At 45.2% G+C, this 21213-nt stretch carries 20 protein-coding genes; 8 read left to right on the forward strand and 12 right to left on the reverse strand.

What is annotated here, in order from left to right; translation table 11 throughout:
- Positions 1-71 precede the first annotated feature (71 nt).
- The 4 genes from FTU46_RS00410 to FTU46_RS00425 all read left to right on the forward strand — a co-directional run bounded on the left by FTU46_RS00410 (position 72) and on the right by FTU46_RS00425 (position 3102).
- Positions 72-512 carry an Rrf2 family transcriptional regulator gene (locus FTU46_RS00410; protein ID WP_004786937.1) on the forward strand — a complete coding sequence of 147 codons (441 nt, stop codon included), beginning with the start codon at positions 72-74 and terminating at the stop codon, positions 510-512.
- Positions 513-605: 93 nt separating this feature from the next.
- Entirely contained in the window at positions 606-1523 is a 918-nt protein-coding gene (gene yihA, locus FTU46_RS00415) for a ribosome biogenesis GTP-binding protein YihA/YsxC (RefSeq protein ID WP_166135543.1), read from the forward strand.
- 102 nt (positions 1524-1625) lie between these two features.
- On the forward strand, positions 1626-2570 hold the full coding sequence (locus tag FTU46_RS00420) for a metal-dependent hydrolase (protein WP_166135540.1): 945 nt from the start codon (positions 1626-1628) through the stop codon (positions 2568-2570).
- Between the two features lie 97 nt (positions 2571-2667).
- A complete protein-coding gene (locus FTU46_RS00425; protein WP_179992769.1) occupies positions 2668-3102 on the forward strand; it encodes a VOC family protein in 435 nt (144 codons plus the stop codon).
- Here FTU46_RS00425 and FTU46_RS00430 read toward each other — a convergent pair.
- Complete coding sequence (locus FTU46_RS00430; RefSeq protein ID WP_004786945.1) at positions 3099-4337, reverse strand: dicarboxylate/amino acid:cation symporter; 1239 nt, start codon at positions 4335-4337, stop codon at positions 3099-3101. The two genes, FTU46_RS00425 and FTU46_RS00430, sit on opposite strands and share 4 nt — an antisense overlap.
- 143 nt (positions 4338-4480) lie before the next feature.
- Positions 4481-5353, reverse strand: a complete 873-nt coding sequence (locus FTU46_RS00435; protein ID WP_004786947.1) for an acyl-CoA thioesterase II — start codon at positions 5351-5353, stop codon at positions 4481-4483.
- 282 nt (positions 5354-5635) lie between these two features.
- Between FTU46_RS00435 and plsB the strand changes: the two genes are divergently transcribed.
- Positions 5636-8203 (forward strand): glycerol-3-phosphate 1-O-acyltransferase PlsB, encoded by a 2568-nt coding sequence (plsB, locus tag FTU46_RS00440; RefSeq protein ID WP_180104124.1) that lies wholly within the window; start codon positions 5636-5638, stop codon positions 8201-8203.
- A gap of 177 nt (positions 8204-8380) precedes the next feature.
- On the opposite strand, the gene FTU46_RS00445 is transcribed toward plsB, so the two are convergent.
- On the reverse strand, positions 8381-9193 hold the full coding sequence (locus FTU46_RS00445; protein ID WP_180104125.1) for an NAD-dependent epimerase/dehydratase family protein: 813 nt from the start codon (positions 9191-9193) through the stop codon (positions 8381-8383).
- A gap of 33 nt (positions 9194-9226) precedes the next feature.
- Between FTU46_RS00445 and recG the strand changes: the two genes are divergently transcribed.
- Positions 9227-11272: an ATP-dependent DNA helicase RecG gene (gene recG / locus FTU46_RS00450; protein ID WP_180104126.1), complete on the forward strand. Its 2046-nt coding sequence runs from the start codon at positions 9227-9229 to the stop codon at positions 11270-11272.
- Positions 11259-11894, forward strand: a complete 636-nt coding sequence (locus FTU46_RS00455) for a ComF family protein (protein WP_180104127.1) — start codon at positions 11259-11261, stop codon at positions 11892-11894. Before recG ends, FTU46_RS00455 begins: the two co-directional genes overlap by 14 nt.
- 1 nt (position 11895) lies before the next feature.
- On the opposite strand, the gene FTU46_RS00460 is transcribed toward FTU46_RS00455, so the two are convergent.
- Both FTU46_RS00460 and FTU46_RS00465 read right to left on the reverse strand, forming a co-directional pair.
- Entirely contained in the window at positions 11896-12297 is a 402-nt protein-coding gene (locus tag FTU46_RS00460; protein ID WP_166135917.1) for an NUDIX domain-containing protein, read from the reverse strand.
- Between the two features lie 28 nt (positions 12298-12325).
- Positions 12326-12916: a TIGR00730 family Rossman fold protein gene (locus tag FTU46_RS00465; RefSeq protein WP_034701503.1), complete on the reverse strand. Its 591-nt coding sequence runs from the start codon at positions 12914-12916 to the stop codon at positions 12326-12328.
- 152 nt (positions 12917-13068) lie between these two features.
- Between FTU46_RS00465 and FTU46_RS00470 the strand changes: the two genes are divergently transcribed.
- Positions 13069-14082, forward strand: a complete 1014-nt coding sequence (locus FTU46_RS00470) for a CorA family divalent cation transporter (protein WP_004786961.1) — start codon at positions 13069-13071, stop codon at positions 14080-14082.
- A gap of 323 nt (positions 14083-14405) precedes the next feature.
- Here FTU46_RS00470 and FTU46_RS00475 read toward each other — a convergent pair whose 3' ends face one another.
- From FTU46_RS00475 to FTU46_RS00505, 7 genes are all read right to left on the reverse strand, one after another.
- Positions 14406-14696 carry a lipid asymmetry maintenance protein MlaB gene (locus FTU46_RS00475; protein WP_159122637.1) on the reverse strand — a complete coding sequence of 97 codons (291 nt, stop codon included), beginning with the start codon at positions 14694-14696 and terminating at the stop codon, positions 14406-14408.
- 12 nt (positions 14697-14708) lie between these two features.
- Entirely contained in the window at positions 14709-15344 is a 636-nt protein-coding gene (locus FTU46_RS00480) for a phospholipid-binding protein MlaC (protein WP_004786965.1), read from the reverse strand.
- A gap of 18 nt (positions 15345-15362) precedes the next feature.
- Positions 15363-16040, reverse strand: coding sequence for an outer membrane lipid asymmetry maintenance protein MlaD (locus FTU46_RS00485; RefSeq protein ID WP_004786968.1), 678 nt, complete (start codon positions 16038-16040; stop codon positions 15363-15365).
- Positions 16040-16819 (reverse strand): lipid asymmetry maintenance ABC transporter permease subunit MlaE, encoded by a 780-nt coding sequence (gene mlaE / locus FTU46_RS00490; protein ID WP_004786970.1) that lies wholly within the window; start codon positions 16817-16819, stop codon positions 16040-16042. The genes FTU46_RS00485 and mlaE overlap by 1 nt, the downstream gene beginning before the upstream one ends.
- Entirely contained in the window at positions 16816-17634 is an 819-nt protein-coding gene (locus tag FTU46_RS00495; protein WP_005233709.1) for an ABC transporter ATP-binding protein, read from the reverse strand. Before FTU46_RS00495 ends, mlaE begins: the two co-directional genes overlap by 4 nt.
- A 407-nt stretch (positions 17635-18041) precedes the next feature.
- Complete coding sequence (locus tag FTU46_RS00500; RefSeq protein ID WP_104425681.1) at positions 18042-19850, reverse strand: DEAD/DEAH box helicase; 1809 nt, start codon at positions 19848-19850, stop codon at positions 18042-18044.
- A 529-nt stretch (positions 19851-20379) separates the two neighbouring features.
- Positions 20380-21210 (reverse strand): inositol monophosphatase family protein, encoded by an 831-nt coding sequence (locus FTU46_RS00505; protein WP_004786976.1) that lies wholly within the window; start codon positions 21208-21210, stop codon positions 20380-20382.
- Between the last annotated feature and the right edge of the window lie 3 nt (positions 21211-21213).

Below are 21213 nucleotides of genomic sequence, written 5' to 3' on the forward strand. Positions count from 1 at the left end.
ATAAAAACAGAGGGTTAGCCTGGTATGCTAGACTAACCCTAATTTTTTTCATCAAAAACATCAGTATTATCATGCAACTGAATAAATTTACTGACTATGCGCTGCGCATACTGATGTATGTTGCACAACCCCGCGATCTGCCTTATACGATTGCCGAGCTGGCGGAGCGCTTACAGATTTCACAGAACCATGCCATGAAAATTGCCTACTTTATGGCGAAACAGGACTGGCTCATTACCTCTCGCGGTAAAGGCGGTGGAATCCGTCTTAATCCGGCTGCCCTGAAAGTTCAGCTAGGACAGATTGTGCGTATTCTGCAACGTGACAACCAGATTGTGGAATGTAATGATCCACCCTGTGTATTACGTACCAATTGCGGATTAAAAGGCATTCTGGATCAGGCGGTGGAGCAGTTCTACACCAGTCTCGATCAATATATTCTGGGTGATGTCGTTGAACCGACCAAGGAACATTTTAGTATCCAGTCACCAATTAGCCTGATCAATCTCTAATACCCTTATTCTATTGGGCAATTCTAAAGTTCGCTTGCCCGCCCGACTTCCTTTATAATAGCTTCTTGTATAATTAGTCATTGAAGTTGAGCCATGCATCACAGCAGAGGAAAGTCGAAAAACAGTAAGGCATCAAATGCCCCAAAGCAAAAGATCAGCTATGAAAAAAAGGTCGATCCAGCCATTACTGAATATTCGGTACAAGCCCTCAACTGGTTACGCAAAGCTGAGTTCCTGATGAGTGCACCCAAGCTCAGCTTGTGTGTAGAAGATACCGGTTATGAGGTGGCTTTTGCTGGCCGTTCCAATGCGGGTAAATCGAGTGCCATCAATGCCCTGACCAATCAGAAACAGTTGGCCCGTGCGTCCAAAAAACCAGGCCGTACCCAGATGATCAACTTCTTTAGCCTTGGCAATCCGGATCAGCGTCTGGTCGATTTACCGGGTTATGGCTATGCAGCGGTCCCAGAAGCCATGAAAATTGTCTGGCAGAAAGAACTGGAAAACTATCTGATTCACCGCAAGAGCCTGCAAGGTCTGGTGTTGCTGATGGATATCCGTCATCCGCTACAACACTTTGATGTGATGATGCTGGAATGGGCGTATTCACGTAAATTATTCGTACATGTGCTGCTGACCAAAGCCGACAAGCTGAACCGTGGCCCTGCTTCGAAAGCGCTACAAGAAGTGAAAGCCAAACTGAAAAAGATGAAGCTGGATTTCTCGATTCAACTGTTTTCTTCTCTAAACAAGCAAGGTCTGGAAGAACTGGCCAGTGTGATGGGCGGGCGTTTGAACTTCACTTTGAATCAAGCACCTGAATTTGATCTGGACAGCATTCCTGAAGCTTCAATGCATGATTTAAACGAAGCTGATGAACCAATTGAATTATTAGAAGATGAAGATGAGACCAACAGCGCTCATGAAGTCACTGCCAGTGAACTGAATGATCTGGATGCACCTGTGGAAGCCGATCCAACAAAGATTGTCGAACAGGATCCACAAAAATAAGCCGAATGTGTTTCATCGGATAAAAGAATGTCCCGTATTGCCTGCCGCAATTCGGGATATTTTTTTCATACTGTCTTGATCAAGCAGTGATGGATTCACACCATGTCTTTACTTTCGCGCTTCAAAACAACAAGAATTGGCTCTTCCATTTCCTATTTTATCCAGCCTCGCAAAGTCAGCTTTGAATGGCAAGACACTCCAGTCGACTGGATTCCTGATCAGCCCTTTGCCAGTTACTTCGTCAATGAAATTAACAATATTCTGCCCGCGGGTGAACTCTGGTTCTGCCGTTTATATAACAAAGTCCTCCCCCAGATCACTGACGAAAAATTAAAGCATGATGTGCAGGCATTTATCCGTCAGGAAGCCATGCATGCCCAAGCGCATAATTCGGCCAATAAAGAATATTTATCTGAACGTCAGATTGATATCCAGCGCAATCTGCACATCATGCATTTCCTATTTAACAAGCTCCTAGCCGATCATCCATTCGGTCTCAAAATTCCTAAAATCTTAGAACACCAATGGGATCTGTTCCGTCTCGGTATCATTGCGACGATAGAACACATGACCTGTGTCCTGGGTAAATACGCACTCTACAATACTGAATGGGAACGTCTGGGTGCTGATCCGAATATGCTGGATCTGGTGAAATGGCATGGTGCTGAAGAAATTGAACATCGTAGTGTGGCTTTTGATTTATATCGTCACCTAGGTGGCGGCTATATTGCCCGTTATTATCTAAGTGTGGTGGTCATTATTGGTGTAATTGGCCTTTGGGTGGATGGTGCTGCACATCTGTTATCGCAGGATTCACGTTTCAAGCAGTATAAGCCAGCCGTATATAAACCCTGGATCTGGAAAGAATGGTTGCGTATTTCCCAGTCAGATAACCGCCTTCTGCCTAACCCGCTGTGGTTAGTATCCCAACAGCTCGGTTATTTAATGCCTTGGTATGATCCGGTGCATGAAGGCAGTACCGATGATGCGCTGCATTATCTCAACCATTCACAGGCAGCCAAACGCGCTACTCTCAAAGTCGCTTAAGCTTGCCTGTTATTACAATTTCTAACAGCAGGGATCGCTTCCCTGCTTTTTATTTGTCCTAAGATAGAAATATAACAATCATAATCAGGAGGGACTTATGCAAGCACGGATTTCTGTGATTACCCTCGGTGTGCTCGATCTGGAAGCTTCACTACGCTTTTACCGTGATGGACTGGGTTTTCCCAGTGAAGGAATTATGGGTGAAGAGTTTGAATATGGCGCGGTGGCTTTTATTCAATTACAACCTGGTCTTAAGCTTGCCTTATGGCCACAGCGTAGTATCCAGCAAGATACCGGTCTGGAGCCAAGCCCAATCTGTCCGACGCAAATGACTCTGGGGCATAATGTCTATAGTCCCTTAGAAGTCGACCAGGCAATGGCACAGGCTGAACGTGCCGGCGCTAAAATTATTAAACCTGCACACACGACTTTTTATGGCGGATATGCAGGTTATTTTCAGGATCCCAATGGTCATCTCTGGGAAATTGTCTGGAATCCGGACTTAGATAAAGCTGAATTAGACAAAGATTAAACCGGCACTTCAGGCTCGCGGGTATGTCGATCTACCACCACACTAATCATCATATCGCCCTGCACGTTTACTACTGTACGTACGGTATCCAGCAGACGGTCAATCGGAAGTAGAATCGCAATCGCTTCAGCAGGTAAACCCACTGATTGCAGTACCATGATCATGGTGACCATGCCGGCGCTTGGAATGCCCGGTGCACCTAATGACGCAATCATTGCCGTGGCACAAACCACCAGCTGCTGACCTAAGGTTAAATCCAGCCCCATCAGATTGGCAATAAACAAAGCTGCTGCAGCTTCATAAAGTGCCGTTCCATCCATATTCAGCTGCGTGCCAAGAGGAATCACAAAACCGGCTGTTTGCGGACGTACGCCCAGGTTCTCCTGCGCGCATTTTAAAGAAATCGGCATGGTTGCCGAACTGGAGCTGGTGGCAAAGGCAGTAATTAATGCACTACGGGTGCCTTTAAAAAAGGTCAGCGGATTCATTTTTCCGAAGATCCATAGCAATAACGGCAACACCACTATTCCGTGGAAAATTGTAGTGCCTGTCACCACTGCCGCAAACTCGGCCAGACGGCTCAGCACTGAAATATCTTCAGTGGCAATTAACTTGGCGAGTAATGCAAAAATCCCAATCGGTGCCAGTTTCATGATCCAGCCAATCATCAACATCATGATGTCAAAAAACTGGTGACTCAGCTTACGCACAGTACGGAAGCTGTCTCCACCTGCGACCAGCGCCACACCGATAAACAGAGCAAAAATCACAACGGCCAAAACATTGCCATCAGCAAAGGCCTTAAAGGGATTGATCAGGGTATTCTGAATAAAATTAGTAAAGAAAGAAGATGGCGTTAAAGTATCAGGAGTCTGATGCTGAGCCATAGCATCCTGAAACATCACCACATCCACACCTCTCCCCACATTAAACAGATGCGCACAGGTTAGCCCTAAAATCAGTGCCAATGAGGTGGTGGTCACACAGCACAGCAAAGTAATTTTCCAGGTTCGACTCAGCTGCCCCCCCGCCTGCAGATTAGAGACCCCAACCACAATTGAGGTAAAAATCAGGGGAATCAAAATCATTTTCAGCAGGCCAATAAAAAGGCTGCTGGCAATTCCAATCCCGTACAGGCCGACATCAAAAAATGTGCTTTGCGGAAATAAAGTCAGTAAAAATCCAAACAGTACCCCCAATACGGCGGCAATTAAAATCTGCGTATTTAAGCTCATTTCACATGCATTTTTAATATTGATCTTAAGGGCACTATGCCATGCAAGTGCTGGAGAATCGAGTAATTTTTTATAAAGAGCCATGCTTAAAAATGTATAAAGCCGGATCTGGGATCCGGCTTTATTTAAATTAAAAGTATGCTTTACTGGGTTTCAATTTCACGTAAACGGATCAGGCCTTCTTGTGTGGTACTGCAGACCAGCTCACCATTTTGCCACATGCGGCCAAAGTTCAGACCACGTGAACTGGCACTTTGAGTAGCATCCATGTCGTATAACATCCATTCATCTACCCGGAATGGTTTATGGAAATACATGGCATGATCAATACTGGCACATTGCAAGCTTGGAGACAGATAACTTAAACCATGCGGACGCAGCGCTGTGGTCATTAGGGTAAAGTCCGAATAGAAAGCAGCAATCGCCTGATGCAGGGAAATCTCATCCACTTCTGCAGCAATCTTTCCATGAGTACGAATATAGTGCGCATAATTTGGCGCTTCCGGTTGCGGCTGGAATGGATTCACTGGCATTACAGGGCGAATTTCGACATGACGGTCACGCATGAAAGAAGCACGCACATTTTCCGGAATAAATTCAATAATCTGCCGGGTGAGCTCTGCTTCATTTTTCAGGCTTTCTGCTGGTGGATACTCAGGTTCTGAAATCTGATAGTTCAGACCTTCTTCCTGATGCGCAAAGGAAACCATACACATGAAGATAGTACGGCCATGCTGAATGGCACGAACCTGACGGCTGACAAAGCTTTTTCCATCACGGATACGATCCACTTCATAAATGATCGGTGCATTGACATCGCCACCAAACAGGAAATAGGCATGCAGTGAATGCGCAGGACGATCTGTGGTATAAGACGCAGCACGCAGAGCCTGTCCCAGAACCTGCCCACCAAATACGCGCTTGCCTACCAGATTACGGCTAATTCCCCGGAAAATATTTTCTTCTAACTTTTCTAAACTGAGCAGCTCGACCAGTTCCTGTGTTAAGGCATTCATAAGCAACCTGTGTGATATTGGCAAGATCCAGAAGTGTAGAAATAAATCTATACAATTTATTCTGAATATTCTGCCATAAAATCCAAGCAATCTTCTAAAGATTGATTGACTGTTCTGTCAATTGCTCTTGCAACTTACTAGGAAAAACATCTGCTTTCGCGCTAAAATTGAACCACTTCGATTGAATTTGTCAGAAAATGACATATTGTTTGTTTTTATAATCAATCAAAATAAATTCCCTCAGAAATTCTGTAGTTTTGGTCAGTAAAATTAGGAGTAACTATGTCCAAGAGTGGCTTTGGTCAAATGTATCGCAAGCTTTCAAGTAAGCTACTTGATCTTGTGGTCACCCCGCATGTTCTTGGGGAAGTACCAAGTGAAGTGACAGCTCCTACTGCTGACCAGACTCCGGCAGCGCAGCAGAAAATCGTCTGCTATATCTTGCAGAATCATTCACGCAGTAATGCATTGGTAGTCGATGCGGAAACTCGCCGTTTAAACATGCCGCCTGCGCTCGACCCTCTACAGATTGGTGACAGCAAGGAAAAGGCTTCGGTGCTGTTCCTGCAGCATCATGATGAGAATAATCTGCTTAGCTCACCACCACATGCTTTTCCTCCACGCCTGTTACGCCTGATTGAAGTCCTAGAAAAAAATCCCGAACTGGATGTGGAACTGGTACCGGTGACTGTACTTTGGGGTCGTGATCCTGAAAAAGAAGATTCTTGGTTCAAGCTTTTATTTACCGATACCTGGTCTACGCCAAGCCGGGTCAAACAGCTGGTCAATATCGGTCTGCATGGTCGCCAGTCTTATCTAGAGTTTCATGAGCCACAATCTTTGCGCACCCTCATGGAATTTGCCAAAGAAACTTATCCAAATTCAGCGCCAGCGACCTATATTGTCAGCCGTCTGAATGACTATTTGGATGCACAGCGTGAAGTGATCCTCGGCCCTGACCTGTCAGACCGCCGTAATGTGATGCATGGCCTGATTAAATCTCCGGATGTACAGGCGGCTATTCGTAATGAAAGCATCCGCAGCAAAATCAGTATGCTGGAAGCAGAACGTCGTGCGATTGGCTATCTGAATGAAATTGTATCGGACTACTCTCACTCTACCGTACGTTTCGCCGATAAAGCCCTGACCCGTTTATGGACCCAGCTCTATGACGGCGTGGAAGTACATAATTTCAGTACCGTGCGTGAACTGGCCAAAGATTATGAAATTGTCTATACGCCATGTCACCGCAGTCATATCGACTATTTATTATTGTCTTATGTGATTTATCGTCGTGGTCTGATGGTGCCTTATATTGCGGCAGGCGATAACCTGAACATGCCATTTGTGGGTCAGATCTTACGGGGTGGCGGTGCTTTCTTTATCCGTCGTACCTTCCGCGGTAATGCACTCTATACCACCGTATTTAAAGAATATCTGTATAGCGTGCTGTCGCGTAATACCCCACTGGAATACTTTATCGAAGGTGGCCGTTCACGTACTGGTCGTCTGCTGCCACCAAAAACCGGCATGCTGGCGATGACCGTACATGGTCATTTACGTGGCAAAGCTAAGCCAATTGTCTTCGTTCCGACTTATATCGGCTATGAACGCCTGATGGAAGGTGGTACTTATGTCGGTGAGATGAATGGCAAGCCGAAAGAAGCAGAATCTATTTTTGGCATCCTGAAAACCTTGCGCAAAATTGAACGTATTTTTGGCAAGGTCCATCTGAACTTCGGTGAACCGGTATTTCTGGATGACATCCTGAAACAGCATGGTGCAGAACATATCAAAATTGAAAAGAATGATGATCCGATTCCGCAGCCAGTATCCGACGCAGTCAACAGTTCTGCCCAAGCCATTCTGGAAAATATCAACCGTGCAGTCGTGGTGAATCCGGTTTCACTGCTGTCACTTATTTTATTGGCAACACCGAAACATACGCTGGACGAAGAAATCTGTATCAAGCAGCTGGATACCTACCGTAATCTACTGGTGGCTTTACCTTATGATGAGCGTATGCAAATTACCTCACTTTCAGGTAAAGAGATTATTGCCTATGCAATGAAGCTCAAGCTGATTAAACGGGTGAAACACGTTCTGGGCGATATTATTGCCATTGAAGATAATCAGGCCGTATTGCTGACTTATTTCCGTAATAACATCGTGCATAGCTTTGTATTGCCGTCCCTGATTGCGGCACTGGTAGAACACAATGGCATAATTCGCCGTGAAGATGCGATCAACGCTAGCAGTACACTCTATCCATTCCTGAAAGCTGAGCTATTCCTGAAATGGAAAGAAGACGAAATTCAGCAACATGTTGATGCTTATATCGATGCTTTACTTGCAACCAATCTGATCAGTGCAGATGGTGAAAACCTGGTAGCGCCAGCACCGAATACTGAAGCGCATCACCAGCTTGAAGTTCTGGCTGCTCCAGTGACCCAAAGTCTGGAACGCTATTACATGACACTGGCTTTGATCACCCAGCGTGGCCCAGGCAATATTTCAACCCGTCAGGTGGAAGAGCTGAGTCATCTGGTGGGGCAACGTCTTTCTGTACTGTATGAATTCAACTCGCCAGAATTCTTTGACAAGGCCTTGTTCCAAAGCTTTATCAAAGTTCTGACGCAAAAAGGCTATATTTGTACCAACGAAGACAATGCCATTGTCTATGATGAGCAGCTGACCAATGTTGCGCAGTATGCAGATCTGGTACTGGATGAAGTGAAGCTGCAAATGCTGCATCACATCACCTCCTTTACCGATGAAGAGTTGAAAGAAGCACTAGATGCGGTTGCGGCTGAACAAGCCAAGAAACGTGCGAAACGCAAGAAAAAGTAAAGTTTACTTAAAGAAAAAGAGAGGTTTTGGCCTCTCTTTTTTTGCTTGAGAATTAATAAAAATGATAAATATTCCCTCTCCTTTTAGGAGATGAGCAGCACTGCTGCGCAAGGGAGAGGTGATTTTAAAAAAACCCTCCTCCTAACCTCCTCCCAGAGGGAGGAGGAACTTCCAAATTTATAAATCAGTCTTATTCATCAACTCTAAATAATCCTGAAAACAATCCTGATGCTCTAACTCAAAGCCTATCTTTTCCATTCTTGTGGCATACAGCTTTTTACCCGTCACCCTGTCACTTTCCACTTTCAATATAAATAAACCCATCTGCTGCTGAAACCATTGCAAGACTTCATGCAAAAGTTGTGGCTGATTATTAGTCAAAATATATGAAGAATCAGGATGTTCCACGTGAATCATATGAGCTAGAAAACGTGATAAGTCTTCAATATGAATACGATTCGACCAGTGCAGATTTGGATAACTGATCATTGAGGTTGCCATTTTCTGCATACGTGCCACAGAAGTCCCATAAATCCCACTTGGGCGGATAATGGTACATTGATCAGGATAAGCCGCGAGATACGCCTGTTCCATGTGATGCAGAATTTCACCTTGAGCATCATTCGGATGAATTTCAGTTTCATCATCCACGCTTTCACCTGCATTCTGTCCATAAACCCGGGTTGATGAAACCACCACAATTCTTTTTACCGGATGGGATTTCAAGGCAGTGACGATTGGCTGAACCGAATCCAGATAAATGTGCTGATAGGCTTCGACACCACTCTGTTTGGGACTGAGTAACACATAGACCCAATCAATCGAAGCGACTGCACTTAAATCTAGAGTATGCACATCCTGAATCAGATGAGTTGCGAATGAATCTGTTTTGGGACTTTGGCTAATTGTGCTAATTTGATGACCTTGCTCAAATAATTGTTTAGCTACCCGCTCGGATGTTTTACCATAACCAATAAATAAAATATGCATTCGACACCGAATCACAGACCTGGTTGAGGGGACATGGCTGCAGTCCATCAGTTACAAGGCGTTGGCAATGCCGCCGCTGCTTTACTCGAAAAACTAAATATCTTTAATACTGATGATTTGCTTTTTCATCTACCACGTGACTATGAAGACCGTAGCACGATCATTCCCATGAATCAATTAATGGTGGGACGCAGCTATTTGCTGGAAGGTATCGTGAAAGGGGTCGATTTCCCACCCGGTAAACGCAAGTCCATGGCGGTGTTACTGGATGATGATTCTGGCAAAGTCACTTTGCGTTTTTATCATATTTATAAAGGCATTACCGATCGCTGCAAGCTCGGTAACCGTTTAAGAGTCTTTGGTGAAGTGCGAGTCGGTGCCCGTGGTCTGGAAATGTATCATCCAGAGCTGCAAGTGATTACTGAACATACGCCTCTGCCTCATACCCAACTCACCTCGATCTATCCGGCAACCGAAGGACTGACTCAGCCCAAGCTGCGGGAATATATTAAACAGGCACTAGAACTGCACAGTGATGATTTGCCTGAACTGTTGCCACAAAAATTTAGCAATGGTTATGGCCTGAAGCAGGCACTGGAATATATTCATCATCCGCCATTGGACGCCAATATGTTGCAGCTCACTCAAGGCTCACATCCGGCACAGCAGCGTCTGATTTTTGAGGAACTGGTGGCACATCAAATCAGTTTGCTGACCCGGCGTGCTTTTATTCAGCAGATTGAAGCCCCTTCATTTTCTCCAAGTAAGACCTATGCCAAACAGCTTTTGGCCGGTTTGCCTTTCGAAATGACCGGTGCGCAAAAACGCGTATCTAAGGAAATTGCTATAGACCTGAAACAGAATAAACCGATGCTACGTCTGGTGCAGGGTGATGTGGGTGCAGGAAAAACCTTAGTAGCTGGTGTTGCAGCCTGTCATGCCCTCGAAGAAGGCTGGCAAGTCGCGCTGATGGCGCCAACTGAAATTCTGGCCGAACAGCATTACCTCAACTTCAAGCGCTGGTTCGAACCACTCGGTTTAAATGTTGCCTGGCTTTCCGGCAAGCAGAAAGGTAAAGCGCGTGTAGCAGCAGAACAAGTAATCCGTGATGGCAGCGCGCATCTGGTGGTGGGCACACATGCCCTGTTTCAGGAAAATGTCGAGTTCGCCAAACTGGGCTTAGTGATTATTGATGAGCAGCATCGTTTTGGGGTCGATCAACGCTTAGCCTTGAGAAATAAAGGCTTGGATGGTATGTCACCGCATCAACTGGTCATGACCGCGACCCCGATTCCACGCACGCTTGCCATGTCGGCGTATGGCGATCTGGATACTTCGATTATTGATGAATTGCCACCGGGTCGTACTCCGATCCAGACTGTGACCATTCCGCTGGATCGTCGCGAAGAGGTTCTGCAACGGATTGCCACGAATTGTGCTGAAGGTAAACAGGCTTATTGGGTCTGTACTTTGGTGGAACAGTCGGAAACTCTGGATGCTCAAGCCGCAGAAGCAACCTTTGCCGAGATCAAGGAACGCTTCCCTGAACTGAATATCGGTCTGGTACATGGCAAAATGAAAGCCGATGAAAAACAGGCAGTCATGCAGGAATTCAAAGACAATAAACTGCAGCTACTCATTGCTACAACTGTGATCGAAGTCGGTGTTGATGTCCCGAATGCTTCGATTATGGTGATTGAAAATGCCGAACGGCTTGGCCTGTCACAACTACATCAGCTGCGTGGTCGGGTGGGTCGTGGTGCCAAAGCCAGTTTCTGTGCCCTGCTCTATAAAAATCCATTGTCACAAAATGGTCAGGAACGTCTGCGTATCATGCGCGAAACCAATGATGGCTTTATCATTGCCGAGAAAGACCTGGAATTACGTGGTCCGGGTGAATTGTTAGGAACCAAACAGACCGGTGATATGGGTTTCCGTGTAGCCAAACTGGCACGTGATGATCACTTGCTGAATCAGGCGCATTATGTCGCCCAGCAGATGTTAAAAGATTATCCGAAACAGGCGGATGCATTATTAAAACGCTGGCTACCTGAGGCTCCACGCTATGCCTATGTTTAAGCTGTTACAACAGGGTAAACTCTGGCTGAATCGTTTACAGCCTTGTCAGCTGTGCCAGACAGATTATCAAAACCTGCATTCTGTCTGTCAGGATTGCTGGCAACAGTTACCTTGGGCATATCAGACTATTCAGCGTCAGGAAATGCAGTTTCAGGTGGCTTGTGACTATGCCTACCCGATGGATCGCCTGATTCAATTATTTAAATATGAGCAGAAGCTGCATCTGGAACCATTATTGGCAGGTGCATTACTAACCTTAAAATTTCCTAAAGTCAGTGCAGTGGTTCCTATGCCGATTTCAACCGAACGACTGGTTGAACGTGGCTATAATCAATCTTTGTTGCTGGCCAAGCATGTAGCTAAACACTTGCAAGTTCCCGTCTGGCAACCAATTGAACGACTCAAGCAACATTCACAAAAAGGCTTAAGCCGTCTGGAACGTATCGAAGATATTGAAGCCCAGTTCAGGGTCACTATCTCTTCAAAAGTCCGTTATCGTAAGGTTTTAATTATTGATGATGTGGTTACGACTGGCAGCTCAATTCGAGCTTTGAGCCAGCAACTGGAAAAACTGGGCTGTCAGCAGATTTATGCCGCCTGTCTGGCGGGAGCCAAACTTTAAATCAGGCTTGGGCCAGTAAGTTCTTTTTAACCCAAGGTATGACAATTTCTGTAGTTAAAGGTGCAAGTTTCACATCTTTCTGATCCAGATCCACCCATTTCATCTCGGCAATCTCAGCTTCAATATGTGGTTCGCCATCTAACTGCACCAGATAAACATAACTAACCAGTTGATGATCCGGTTCATTGGCAGTTTGAGTTTCAAAACACCCGATAAATTGCTGAATCTCAGCCTGACAACCAATTTCTTCCTTAATTTCACGTAGCAGGGTGCGTTCAGGTGCTTCATCCGGTTCCAGCTTGCCACCCACTTGCATAAAACAGTCAGTATTTTTCTTACGAACCACCAGCAGCTGCTGATCTGAATTCAAAATAATGGCAGCTGCGACGGTAATAATTTTCATGAATTCGGAACGATCAAGTGGAAAACACTTATTTTACGAGATCTTCCTGATCGACCATACCCCATTTTGCTTCAGGCGGCTGGTAGTCTTGAAATTTCTGTAAAATTTCTTCGAAGTCATCACTCACGATCAGGGATTCAGTAAAACGTGGCTTGGTAAAACCCTTGTCCGTGGTCATCTGAATAAATTTCAGCAAATCATCATAAAAGCCATCGACATTGAGAAAAGCACAAGGTTTTTTATGAATCCCGAGCTGAGCCCAAGTCCATTGCTCAAAAATTTCCTCGAGCGTTCCCGCCCCACCCGGAATGGCAATAAAACCATCGGAGAGTTCTGACATTTTGGTCTTACGCTCATGCATATTATCGACCACATACAGCTTGGTAATATGTGGATGTGCCAGTTCACGATTCACCAAGGGTCTTGGAATAACACCAATAACCTCGCCCCCTGCAGCCAAGGCACTATCCGCTACAATGCCCATTAATCCGGAACGACCACCACCATAAATCAGTGTTTGCTGTCTTTTTGCCAGAGTTTGGCCTACCTTTTCAGCAATTTGTTTATAACCAGGTTCAGAACCTAGCGCTGAGCCACAGAAAATTGCGATAGAATTCATCATTTTCACCATTGCATTGCCGGTATATAGTACGCAGGCAGCGCCTGAGAGTTTTTTTTCAAAAATAACTGCACAATCAGTGTTTTTATTCAATTCCTTGTCTAAAATACACGCATTTAGATTAACATACTGCGCAAGGGAGAAAAGACAGCATGCTTGAAGCCTTTTACGCCACAGAGCGCGGTAGCCTAGAAGATGCCACCATCAATGGTGATTTCGACCTGCATCCGGAACTGGTTTGGATAGATTTAATTGCACCTTCACAGGAAGAACAGCAATGGATTCTGGATGCCTATGAGCAAAACCTACCCACTTTAAAATCTCTGGAAGATATTTCTTCGAGTGCCCGATTTTACCGTGATGATGACGGTATTTTGCACATCAGTACTTATTTCTTAACGAAAAATAAAAATTATCAAGTCGAAAGTGAACATGAGGATGATGCCAGCATCCTCGCAACGGTTCAGACAGTCGCTTTCATTTTGCATAAAGACCGGCTCTTTACCCTACGCGGTGAAAAGCTGGTAGCTTTCCGGGCCTTTCGTGCCCGTGCGCGTCGCAATGATTATGATATTGACTATAAAGATCCAACCTGGATTTTGCTGGGTTTGCTCGAGGCCAAACTGGATGAGTTGGCCGATATTCTGGAAGACGTACATAAGGATCTGGAAAAATACTCAACCGAAGTGCTGAATAACCGGCATCGTGAACAGATCCTTGATCTGGATGACATGATTACCCGTCTGGCCCAACTGGAAGATATGCTCGGGAAAGCTCAGCTCTGTCTGATCGATTTACGCCGTGTACTTACCTTCCTGTCACGTCCACGTGCCTTAGGCAGTCATATTTATGATGCGGATATTCGAGAACTCAGTGAAGACGTCCGCTCACTGGTCGAGCATGATGCCTTCCTGTTCCAAAAAGTCCGATTCTTGCTGGATACCACGTCCGGATTCATTAACACTGAACAGAATGATACGATCCGTCGCTTCTCGATTTTACCGAGTATGCTTGCGCCACCCATGCTGATTGCCAGTATTTACGGGATGAATACTGATGTCTTGCCCTTCGCTCAAGGTTCGATGAGCTTTGTGATGGTGAGCATTATTATTATGGGCTTTTTGATTGGGCCTCTTATTTACTTTAGATGGAAGAAGTGGATTTAGAATCCCTCCTAATTTCTCCTAAGGGAGGAATTTCCCTCTCTTTTCAGGTGATGTGCAGCACTGCTGCTCAAGGGTGAGGTGAGAATTAACTCTCTTGTGCTTAGATTTAAGGCAGTGCTTTAAATCTCGCTCAGAGAGAAAAGACTTCCAATATTTGCTTAAAGTTCGAGTCCAGGCCCATTTCTCCACTTTTTTAAAATACAAGTTCCCTCTCCTTTAGGGAGAGGTTAATTAACTAACCCCTCCTAAGCTCCCTTTGAGAAAGGGAGGAACTTTTTTAAAATATACCGGCAATAAAAAAGCACCTTTCGGTGCTTTTTTATTTACTGAATGATCTGTAAATCATCCTGCAAATGACAGGCCTGAATGATCTTCATCATTTTCTCAGGAACCGCTTTAAACTGTAGCCCTCGTGCTTGCGGAGTTTGGCGCAACCAGCGCACCAGAACGGCCAAAGCCAAAGTACTACCCTGCTCAAGTCCAGCCAAATTAACTACCACAGGAAACTTGCCCTGTGAGTGAATAACACGCAGACCATCTAGGTAATAGTTCTGCGCATTGTCAGCGTCAATCTTGCCTGAAACCTGCAGTTCCTGATTATTGAATTGAATCACAGCTCACCTATCTTATTTTTTCTTGTCAATCGCCGCTTCTGCATCTGGCTTGAAGTTGGCAATGGCTTTATCCAGATTACCACCATTACGTTTTACTGTAGCCGCAAACTGGTTACGGAACTGCAAACCCAGGTCAATACCAGAAACATTGATGTTACGGATTTTCCATTGTGAACCTTTATCAACCAGCTGGAAAGCAACCGGGATTTTCTCGCCTTTGTTATTAAAGTCGATAGTCACCACAGGATTTTTGCTGTTAGTCGCCTTGTAAGGACGAACGCTGTAAGTCTGGTTACTGAACTTAGAGAAAGCCGTACCATAATTTTCAATCAGGGTTTCACGGAAGTTCTTTTCAAACTGTGCACGCTGCGCCGCAGTACTATACTGATTGGTCGCATAAGTCCCCATCACAATCCGGGTAAACGATTGTGAATCGATATACGGGTCAAGATTCTGACGAACAATCGTTTTCACAAGCGCAGGATTATTTTGCAATTTGGCATGATCGGTTTTAAGACGATCAATCAAATTGTCTGCAACTCTTTTAATAAAAGCAGGTGGGGCTTCAGACGGTGCAGCAAACACTGTACCAGCAACCATTGTTGAAAGAATGCTTGCAGCAAGCGTTTGTTTTACTAAAGTCTTCACTCAAATCTCCTCAATCTGTTATTCAACAAATGCAGGTTCCGCATCTGTTGTTTCTGAAAATGCAGCTTCTTCTGAGGCACTTTCCTGACTATCTGACGATTTTCCGGCACCACCGGTAATAAATTTCGTCACTAAATCTTCAATTTCCATGGTGCCTTGAGTGTTCGCAATCTGCTCACCACGTTTCAAGTAAGTCAGACCGCCACCTGGAATAATTTTCAGATACTTTTCACCCAATAAACCATTTGTTGCTACCATAATGTAAGCATCTTCATCAATATTGGTGATGGATTTCATGTTATCTAATAGTTGTTTTTCCATTGTTTTTTGTTGCGCAGGATCGGCTGCGGTATAATCTGAACTATAACGTAACTCTTCCAATGCTTCCTGCTGAACCTGCTTGAGCTGCTCGGCATTAAAAGAAGTCAGAGAGCCATCCAGTGTCATATGGACAGTGGCTAAACGGGTCACCGGATCCAGTGTAATTTTATCGACCTGACCGACTTTTACCCCACTCAAAGCAACTTTAGCACGTGGCTTGATGCCATTTACATTTTCAAAAGTCGCTGTCATCTGATAGCTATCAGAAATATTGGTGCCTACCAGACCGCTAACACGCATCGCCAAAAAGAACAGGGCGATACCAAAAAGAATGACAAAAACACCAACGGCCAGCTCACTAGTACGTGATTTCATTAAATACCTCCGAACATGACCGCAGTCAACACGAAATCAAAACCTAATACGCACAGCGAAGAATAGACAACCGTACGTGTTGTAGAAGTTGCGATACCTTCTGATGTTGGTTCACAGGCATAACCCTGATAAACCGCGATCCAGGTACAAATTAATGCGAAAACAAAACTCTTGATAATGGTGCCATTCAGGACATCTTTATAGAATCGCACGGTACTTTCCATGCCACTCCAATATGCGCCTTCATCTGCACCCAGAAAATCAACACCCACCATTTTTCCGCCCATAATCCCGACCGCAGCAAAGATCACAGAGAGCATGGGCAAGCTAAAAATACCGGCCCAAAGGCGTGGTGAAATCACCCGTTTTAAGGGATCGACCCCGATCATTTCCATACTGGACAATTGCTCGGTCGCTTTCATCAGTCCAATTTCGGCAGTTAAAGCAGAACCGGCACGACCCGCAAATAGTAAGGCAGCAACCACAGGTGCCAATTCACGTAACAAGGTTAAAGCCACTGCAGTACCAAGCATCGCTTCACTACCGAATGTCGACAGAATGGTATACATCTGCAAACCGAGTACCGAACCAATAAACAGGCCAGATACCGCAATGATCAAGAGGGACAGCACCCCAACCCGATACATTTGATAAACAAACAGCTTTACTCCAAGCCAGGTCGGCATGGAAAAGAGAATCTGCAACAGCATCAGTGTTGCAACACCAATCCCCTGAACACGTTCAATAACGCGTCTACCTAAGGCAGCAATGGCATTCATGAACGTACCTCATCACTTAAATAAGCCTGATGACTAAACTGATAATCTACCGGGCCTTCAACCGAACCGGTTAGGAACTGCTGCACAAAAGCTGAAGGATGATTTTTCAATTCTTCTGCTGTGCCCTCACCCTGAATTTTGCCTTCTGCGACCACATAGATGTAATCAGCAATCGATAAAGTCTCTGCCACATCATGTGAAACAATAATGGTCGTTAAATCCAATGCTTCACGTAGAGAGCGGATCAGTCGGGTCAAAACACCCATCACAATCGGATCCTGCCCGGCAAAAGGCTCATCGTACATGATCAGCTCCGGGTCCAGTGCAATCGCACGAGCCAATGCGACACGACGATTCATCCCGCCAGACAGCTCTGAAGGCATCATCTGCTCTGCCCCACGCAGTCCTACTGATTCGAGTTTCAAAGCCACGATTTCAGCAATCAAATGTTCAGGCAATTTGGTATGCGCACGAATCGGAAAGGCAACATTTTCATAGACGCTCATGTCGGTAAACAGAGCACCACTTTGGAACAGCATCCCCATACGTGCACGTGCGGAAAAAAGCTCGGAACGGGACATCTTGGCAATATCTTTACCGTCCAGTAAAACCTGACCCTGTTCAGGCGTCAGTTGCCCACCGATCAATCTTAATAAAGTGGTTTTACCAGTTCCGGAAGGTCCCATAATGGCGGTAATCTGCCCACGACGAATGTTTAAACTGACATCGTCATAAATTACACGCTCACCCCGCTTGAAACTCAAATTCTTGACTTCAATCAAAGACTGAGGATCCTGCGCTGTTTGATTTTTCATAGCTGAGTTTATTCCTGCATTTTTTCAGCATGCATATGACAAAAGAACGAAGTTCAACATGTTAGCATTTGAAAATGAAGGGTCAAGTTCATGGAAAACATAATGCTCCATGCCTGGCCATATATTTCTAGTAATCAAAAATTTTGTTTCGACGCGATTTTAACAGACTATGATCCATTTAAAAAACGATATACATAATAAATCAGATTGCACAAAAGCAAAGTTACCGCAATGTAGGACATGTACCCCCTCAATAATATGAAAGACTATACAAGGACGCTTTCAGATTACGGATCATCATAAATCCAGAAAAAGTTGATGAAGTGGGCATTCTATGCTGAAAAAACAAAAAATCAATGCATAAAAAAACCAGCACTCAGGCTGGTTTTTTTTCAGACGTTATTCAATTAGTCATTGAATTTACGACGTGGACGATCTTCACCGAATGAACGCTCGCCACGTGGCTTGTCATCAAAGTTGCGACGCGCTGGACGGTCACCAAAGTCACGTTTTGGACGGTCATCACCGAATGAACGTGCTGGACGATCACCGAAACCGCCTTCGCGACGTGCTGGACGGTCACCGAAACCACCTTCACGACGTGGAGCAGGACGATCACCGAAATCACGTTTAGGACGGTCACCGAAAGAACCTTCACGACGTGGTTTGTAATCTACACGGTTACCGCGGTTGTCATCATTACCTTCGAAACGAGGACGGTCACCGAAGTCACGACGTGGGCGATCATTGTTAAACTCGCGACGTGGACGGTCTTCATTGAAGTCACGACGTGGACGATCACCGAAACCACCTTCACGACGTGGACGATCGCTGTTGAAGTCACGACGTGGACGATCTTCGCCACCGAACGCAGGACGTTCGCCACGAGGTTTGTCATCGAAGCTACGACGTGGACGGTCATCACCACCTTCACGACGTTTGAAGTTGCTCTCGCCTTCGAAACGACGACCACCACCGAAGCCACGACCACCATCACGACGACCGCCACGACCACGACCAGCGCCATCACGGCTACCGCGTGCAGGAGGTGGAGATGGCTCAAGACCTTCAATTTCAGATACGTTTAGACGAGCTTCAAGGAAGTCTTCTAGTGCACGGATTTTACCGCGTTCACGATAAGTCGCTAAAGTAATTGCTTTACCGGTACGGCCCGCACGACCTGTACGACCGATACGGTGTACATAGTCTTCGTTCTTCATAGGAAGACCAAAGTTGATCACGTGAGAGATTGTCGGTACGTCTAGACCACGTGCTGCAACGTCAGTTGCAACCAGGATTTTTGCACGACCTTCACGGATGCTGCGCAGACGACGGTTACGAACGGTTTGTGGCATCGCACCATGTAGAGCAACAACGGACAAACCTGCTTCAGCAAGTTCTTCAGCCAGCATATCTGTATCTTCTTGAGTAGAAGCAAAGACCACTGCCTGATCAACGTCTTCTTCGTTTAACCAGTGAGTAAGAAGTTTTTTCTTGTGCTCAAAGCCATCAGTCCAGTGTAAAGTCTGGGTAATGTCAGTATTGGTAGAGTGACCAGTTTCAATTGCAATACGCTCTGGTTCATTCATCATGCGTTCAGCAAGGGTAATGATACGTGGAGCGAAAGTTGCAGAGAACATCAGTGTTTGTTTACGGTTTGCAGCCAAGTCACCGATTGCTTCTAGGTCTTCAGAGAAGCCAAGATCCAGCATACGGTCAGCTTCGTCGACGATCAGCGAGTCAACTTTGTCAAGTTTGATTTGACGACGGTTAACAAGGTCAAGTAAACGGCCTGGAGTTGCTACAACAACCTGTGCACCTTTTAACTGCTGGATTTGTTTACCAAATGGCATACCACCCATAATTGCAGCAATACGAACACCTTTCATGTGACGTACAAATGCGATCGCGTCTTGGCATACTTGTTGTGCCAATTCACGAGTTGGTGAAATCACCAGAATAGTTGGTTGAGTCACCGCTTTCATACGTTCTTTAAATGGTACGAAAGTATCTTGGTTAGCAAGTGCATTCAAAGTTGGGAGAAGGAACGCAGCGGTTTTACCCGAACCTGTCTGGCTAGATACTAAAAGGTCTTTACCTTCTAGTGCAGCAGGGATAGATTGTTCTTGTACAGGAGTCGGAGTAGTAAAACCTAAGCCTTGAAGGGCTTGTTGTAACGATTCATGCAAAGAAAATTCAGCAAAAGTTTTGCTCATAGAGTATTCCACCCGGAAACTGGGTGCTCCATTAAAAATAAAGTCAAATGGACATCGACAAAAAGCGGTACAGCAATTAAACGCTGAAAAGAGATGATTCAGCGGCGATCCGAGTAACGACGATGTGATATAACGCACGCATGATTACGGCATAACCTGAAGGAATCGCTTTAGCGATTGGGGCGCGAGATATCGTCCTCTCTTTGGACCGCACGCGCATACACAATGATAAGAAGAGAAATGTTCAGGTGACGAACAGAAATTAAGTGCGTGCGCAGATTATAGCAGGATTATTCATAAAGTCATCCGCTTTTCAGATTATTTTGTTTAACTGCTAATTTCTTCATCAATTTCCAAGACTTAACCAAGAAAAGAAATGTAATTAATTCTCCGGCTGGTCAATTTTCTTTTTATCAAGGCTGTGAATCATCTAAATATGAAGATATTTATCCCGTAATTATTTTCAAAAAATAAAAAAGGCATCCCGAAAGATACCTTTTTAATATTCGATTTACGGCGTTAAACCCGATTATTTCGCTGCCTCACCCCAAGCAGGAACAACTGCTTGCATAAGAGGTTTCAGCATTTTCATTGAACAAGCCAAAACTTGACCATTTTCCATAGAATCGCTACCACCACGCGCATCAACCACAGTACCGCCCGCTTCTTTCACGATTAACTCGCCTGCTGCAATATCCCAAGGTTTCAAGCCAAGCTCGAAATACCCATCAAGACGACCGGCAGCTACATAAGCCAGATCCAGGGCAGCTGAACCACCACGACGGAATTGTGCACCTGCTTCAGTCACATTGAGTAATGCATCAAAATGATTCTTGGCATAAGAGACTACTTCACCATTACGTTTAGTACGGTAAGCATGACCAACTGCCAGAAAAGTATTGTTCAGACTGTCTTTAACATTTACACGGATACGGCGCTGGTTTAGCATCGCACCACGACCACGGCTCGCAGAGAATAGCTCATCTTTCACCGGGTCATAAATAACACCGTGTTGAGTTACACCTTTGTGCTGAACTGCGATAGAGATACAGAAATGCGGAAAACCGTTGATAAAGTTTAGTGTGCCATCAAGTGGATCGATCACCCAACACCAATCAGCGTCGTGACCTTTACCTTCTTGCAGACCAAATTCTTCACCAAGGAAACTGTGATTTTTATAGCTTTTACGTAGAGTATCGATGGTCAACTGTTCCAGATAACGATCTACACGCGTTACCGGACCATCAATGCCTTTTTCTTCGACTTGCAGATCGAGTTTATGACGATTTTGATGCGCTTTTAAAAGCTCTTGACCAACTAATTGAGCCGCACGCGCAGCCATCACCACCATAGGTTCCATTGA

This window comes from Acinetobacter sp. YH12108 (assembly GCF_013419055.1).
Taxonomy (GTDB): domain Bacteria; phylum Pseudomonadota; class Gammaproteobacteria; order Pseudomonadales; family Moraxellaceae; genus Acinetobacter.

Coding starts and splice junctions, on each gene's coding strand:
- FTU46_RS00460 (WP_166135917.1), bottom strand. CDS start 12,297: ATGAAAATTATTACCGTCGCAGCTGCCATTATTTTGAATTCAGATCAG.
- mlaE (WP_004786970.1), bottom strand. CDS start 16,819: ATGAATGCCATTGCTGCCTTAGGTAGACGCGTTATTGAACGTGTTCAG.
- recG (WP_180104126.1), top strand. CDS start 9,227: ATGGCTGCAGTCCATCAGTTACAAGGCGTTGGCAATGCCGCCGCTGCT.
- FTU46_RS00420 (WP_166135540.1), top strand. CDS start 1,626: ATGTCTTTACTTTCGCGCTTCAAAACAACAAGAATTGGCTCTTCCATT.
- FTU46_RS00485 (WP_004786968.1), bottom strand. CDS start 16,040: ATGAAATCACGTACTAGTGAGCTGGCCGTTGGTGTTTTTGTCATTCTT.
- yihA (WP_166135543.1), top strand. CDS start 606: ATGCATCACAGCAGAGGAAAGTCGAAAAACAGTAAGGCATCAAATGCC.
- plsB (WP_180104124.1), top strand. CDS start 5,636: ATGTCCAAGAGTGGCTTTGGTCAAATGTATCGCAAGCTTTCAAGTAAG.
- FTU46_RS00445 (WP_180104125.1), bottom strand. CDS start 9,193: ATGCATATTTTATTTATTGGTTATGGTAAAACATCCGAGCGGGTAGCT.
- FTU46_RS00410 (WP_004786937.1), top strand. CDS start 72: ATGCAACTGAATAAATTTACTGACTATGCGCTGCGCATACTGATGTAT.
- FTU46_RS00430 (WP_004786945.1), bottom strand. CDS start 4,337: ATGAGCTTAAATACGCAGATTTTAATTGCCGCCGTATTGGGGGTACTG.
- FTU46_RS00470 (WP_004786961.1), top strand. CDS start 13,069: ATGCTTGAAGCCTTTTACGCCACAGAGCGCGGTAGCCTAGAAGATGCC.
- FTU46_RS00500 (WP_104425681.1), bottom strand. CDS start 19,850: ATGAGCAAAACTTTTGCTGAATTTTCTTTGCATGAATCGTTACAACAA.
- FTU46_RS00435 (WP_004786947.1), bottom strand. CDS start 5,353: ATGAATGCCTTAACACAGGAACTGGTCGAGCTGCTCAGTTTAGAAAAG.
- FTU46_RS00465 (WP_034701503.1), bottom strand. CDS start 12,916: ATGAATTCTATCGCAATTTTCTGTGGCTCAGCGCTAGGTTCTGAACCT.
- FTU46_RS00455 (WP_180104127.1), top strand. CDS start 11,259: ATGCCTATGTTTAAGCTGTTACAACAGGGTAAACTCTGGCTGAATCGT.
- FTU46_RS00505 (WP_004786976.1), bottom strand. CDS start 21,210: ATGGAACCTATGGTGGTGATGGCTGCGCGTGCGGCTCAATTAGTTGGT.
- FTU46_RS00495 (WP_005233709.1), bottom strand. CDS start 17,634: ATGAAAAATCAAACAGCGCAGGATCCTCAGTCTTTGATTGAAGTCAAG.
- FTU46_RS00425 (WP_179992769.1), top strand. CDS start 2,668: ATGCAAGCACGGATTTCTGTGATTACCCTCGGTGTGCTCGATCTGGAA.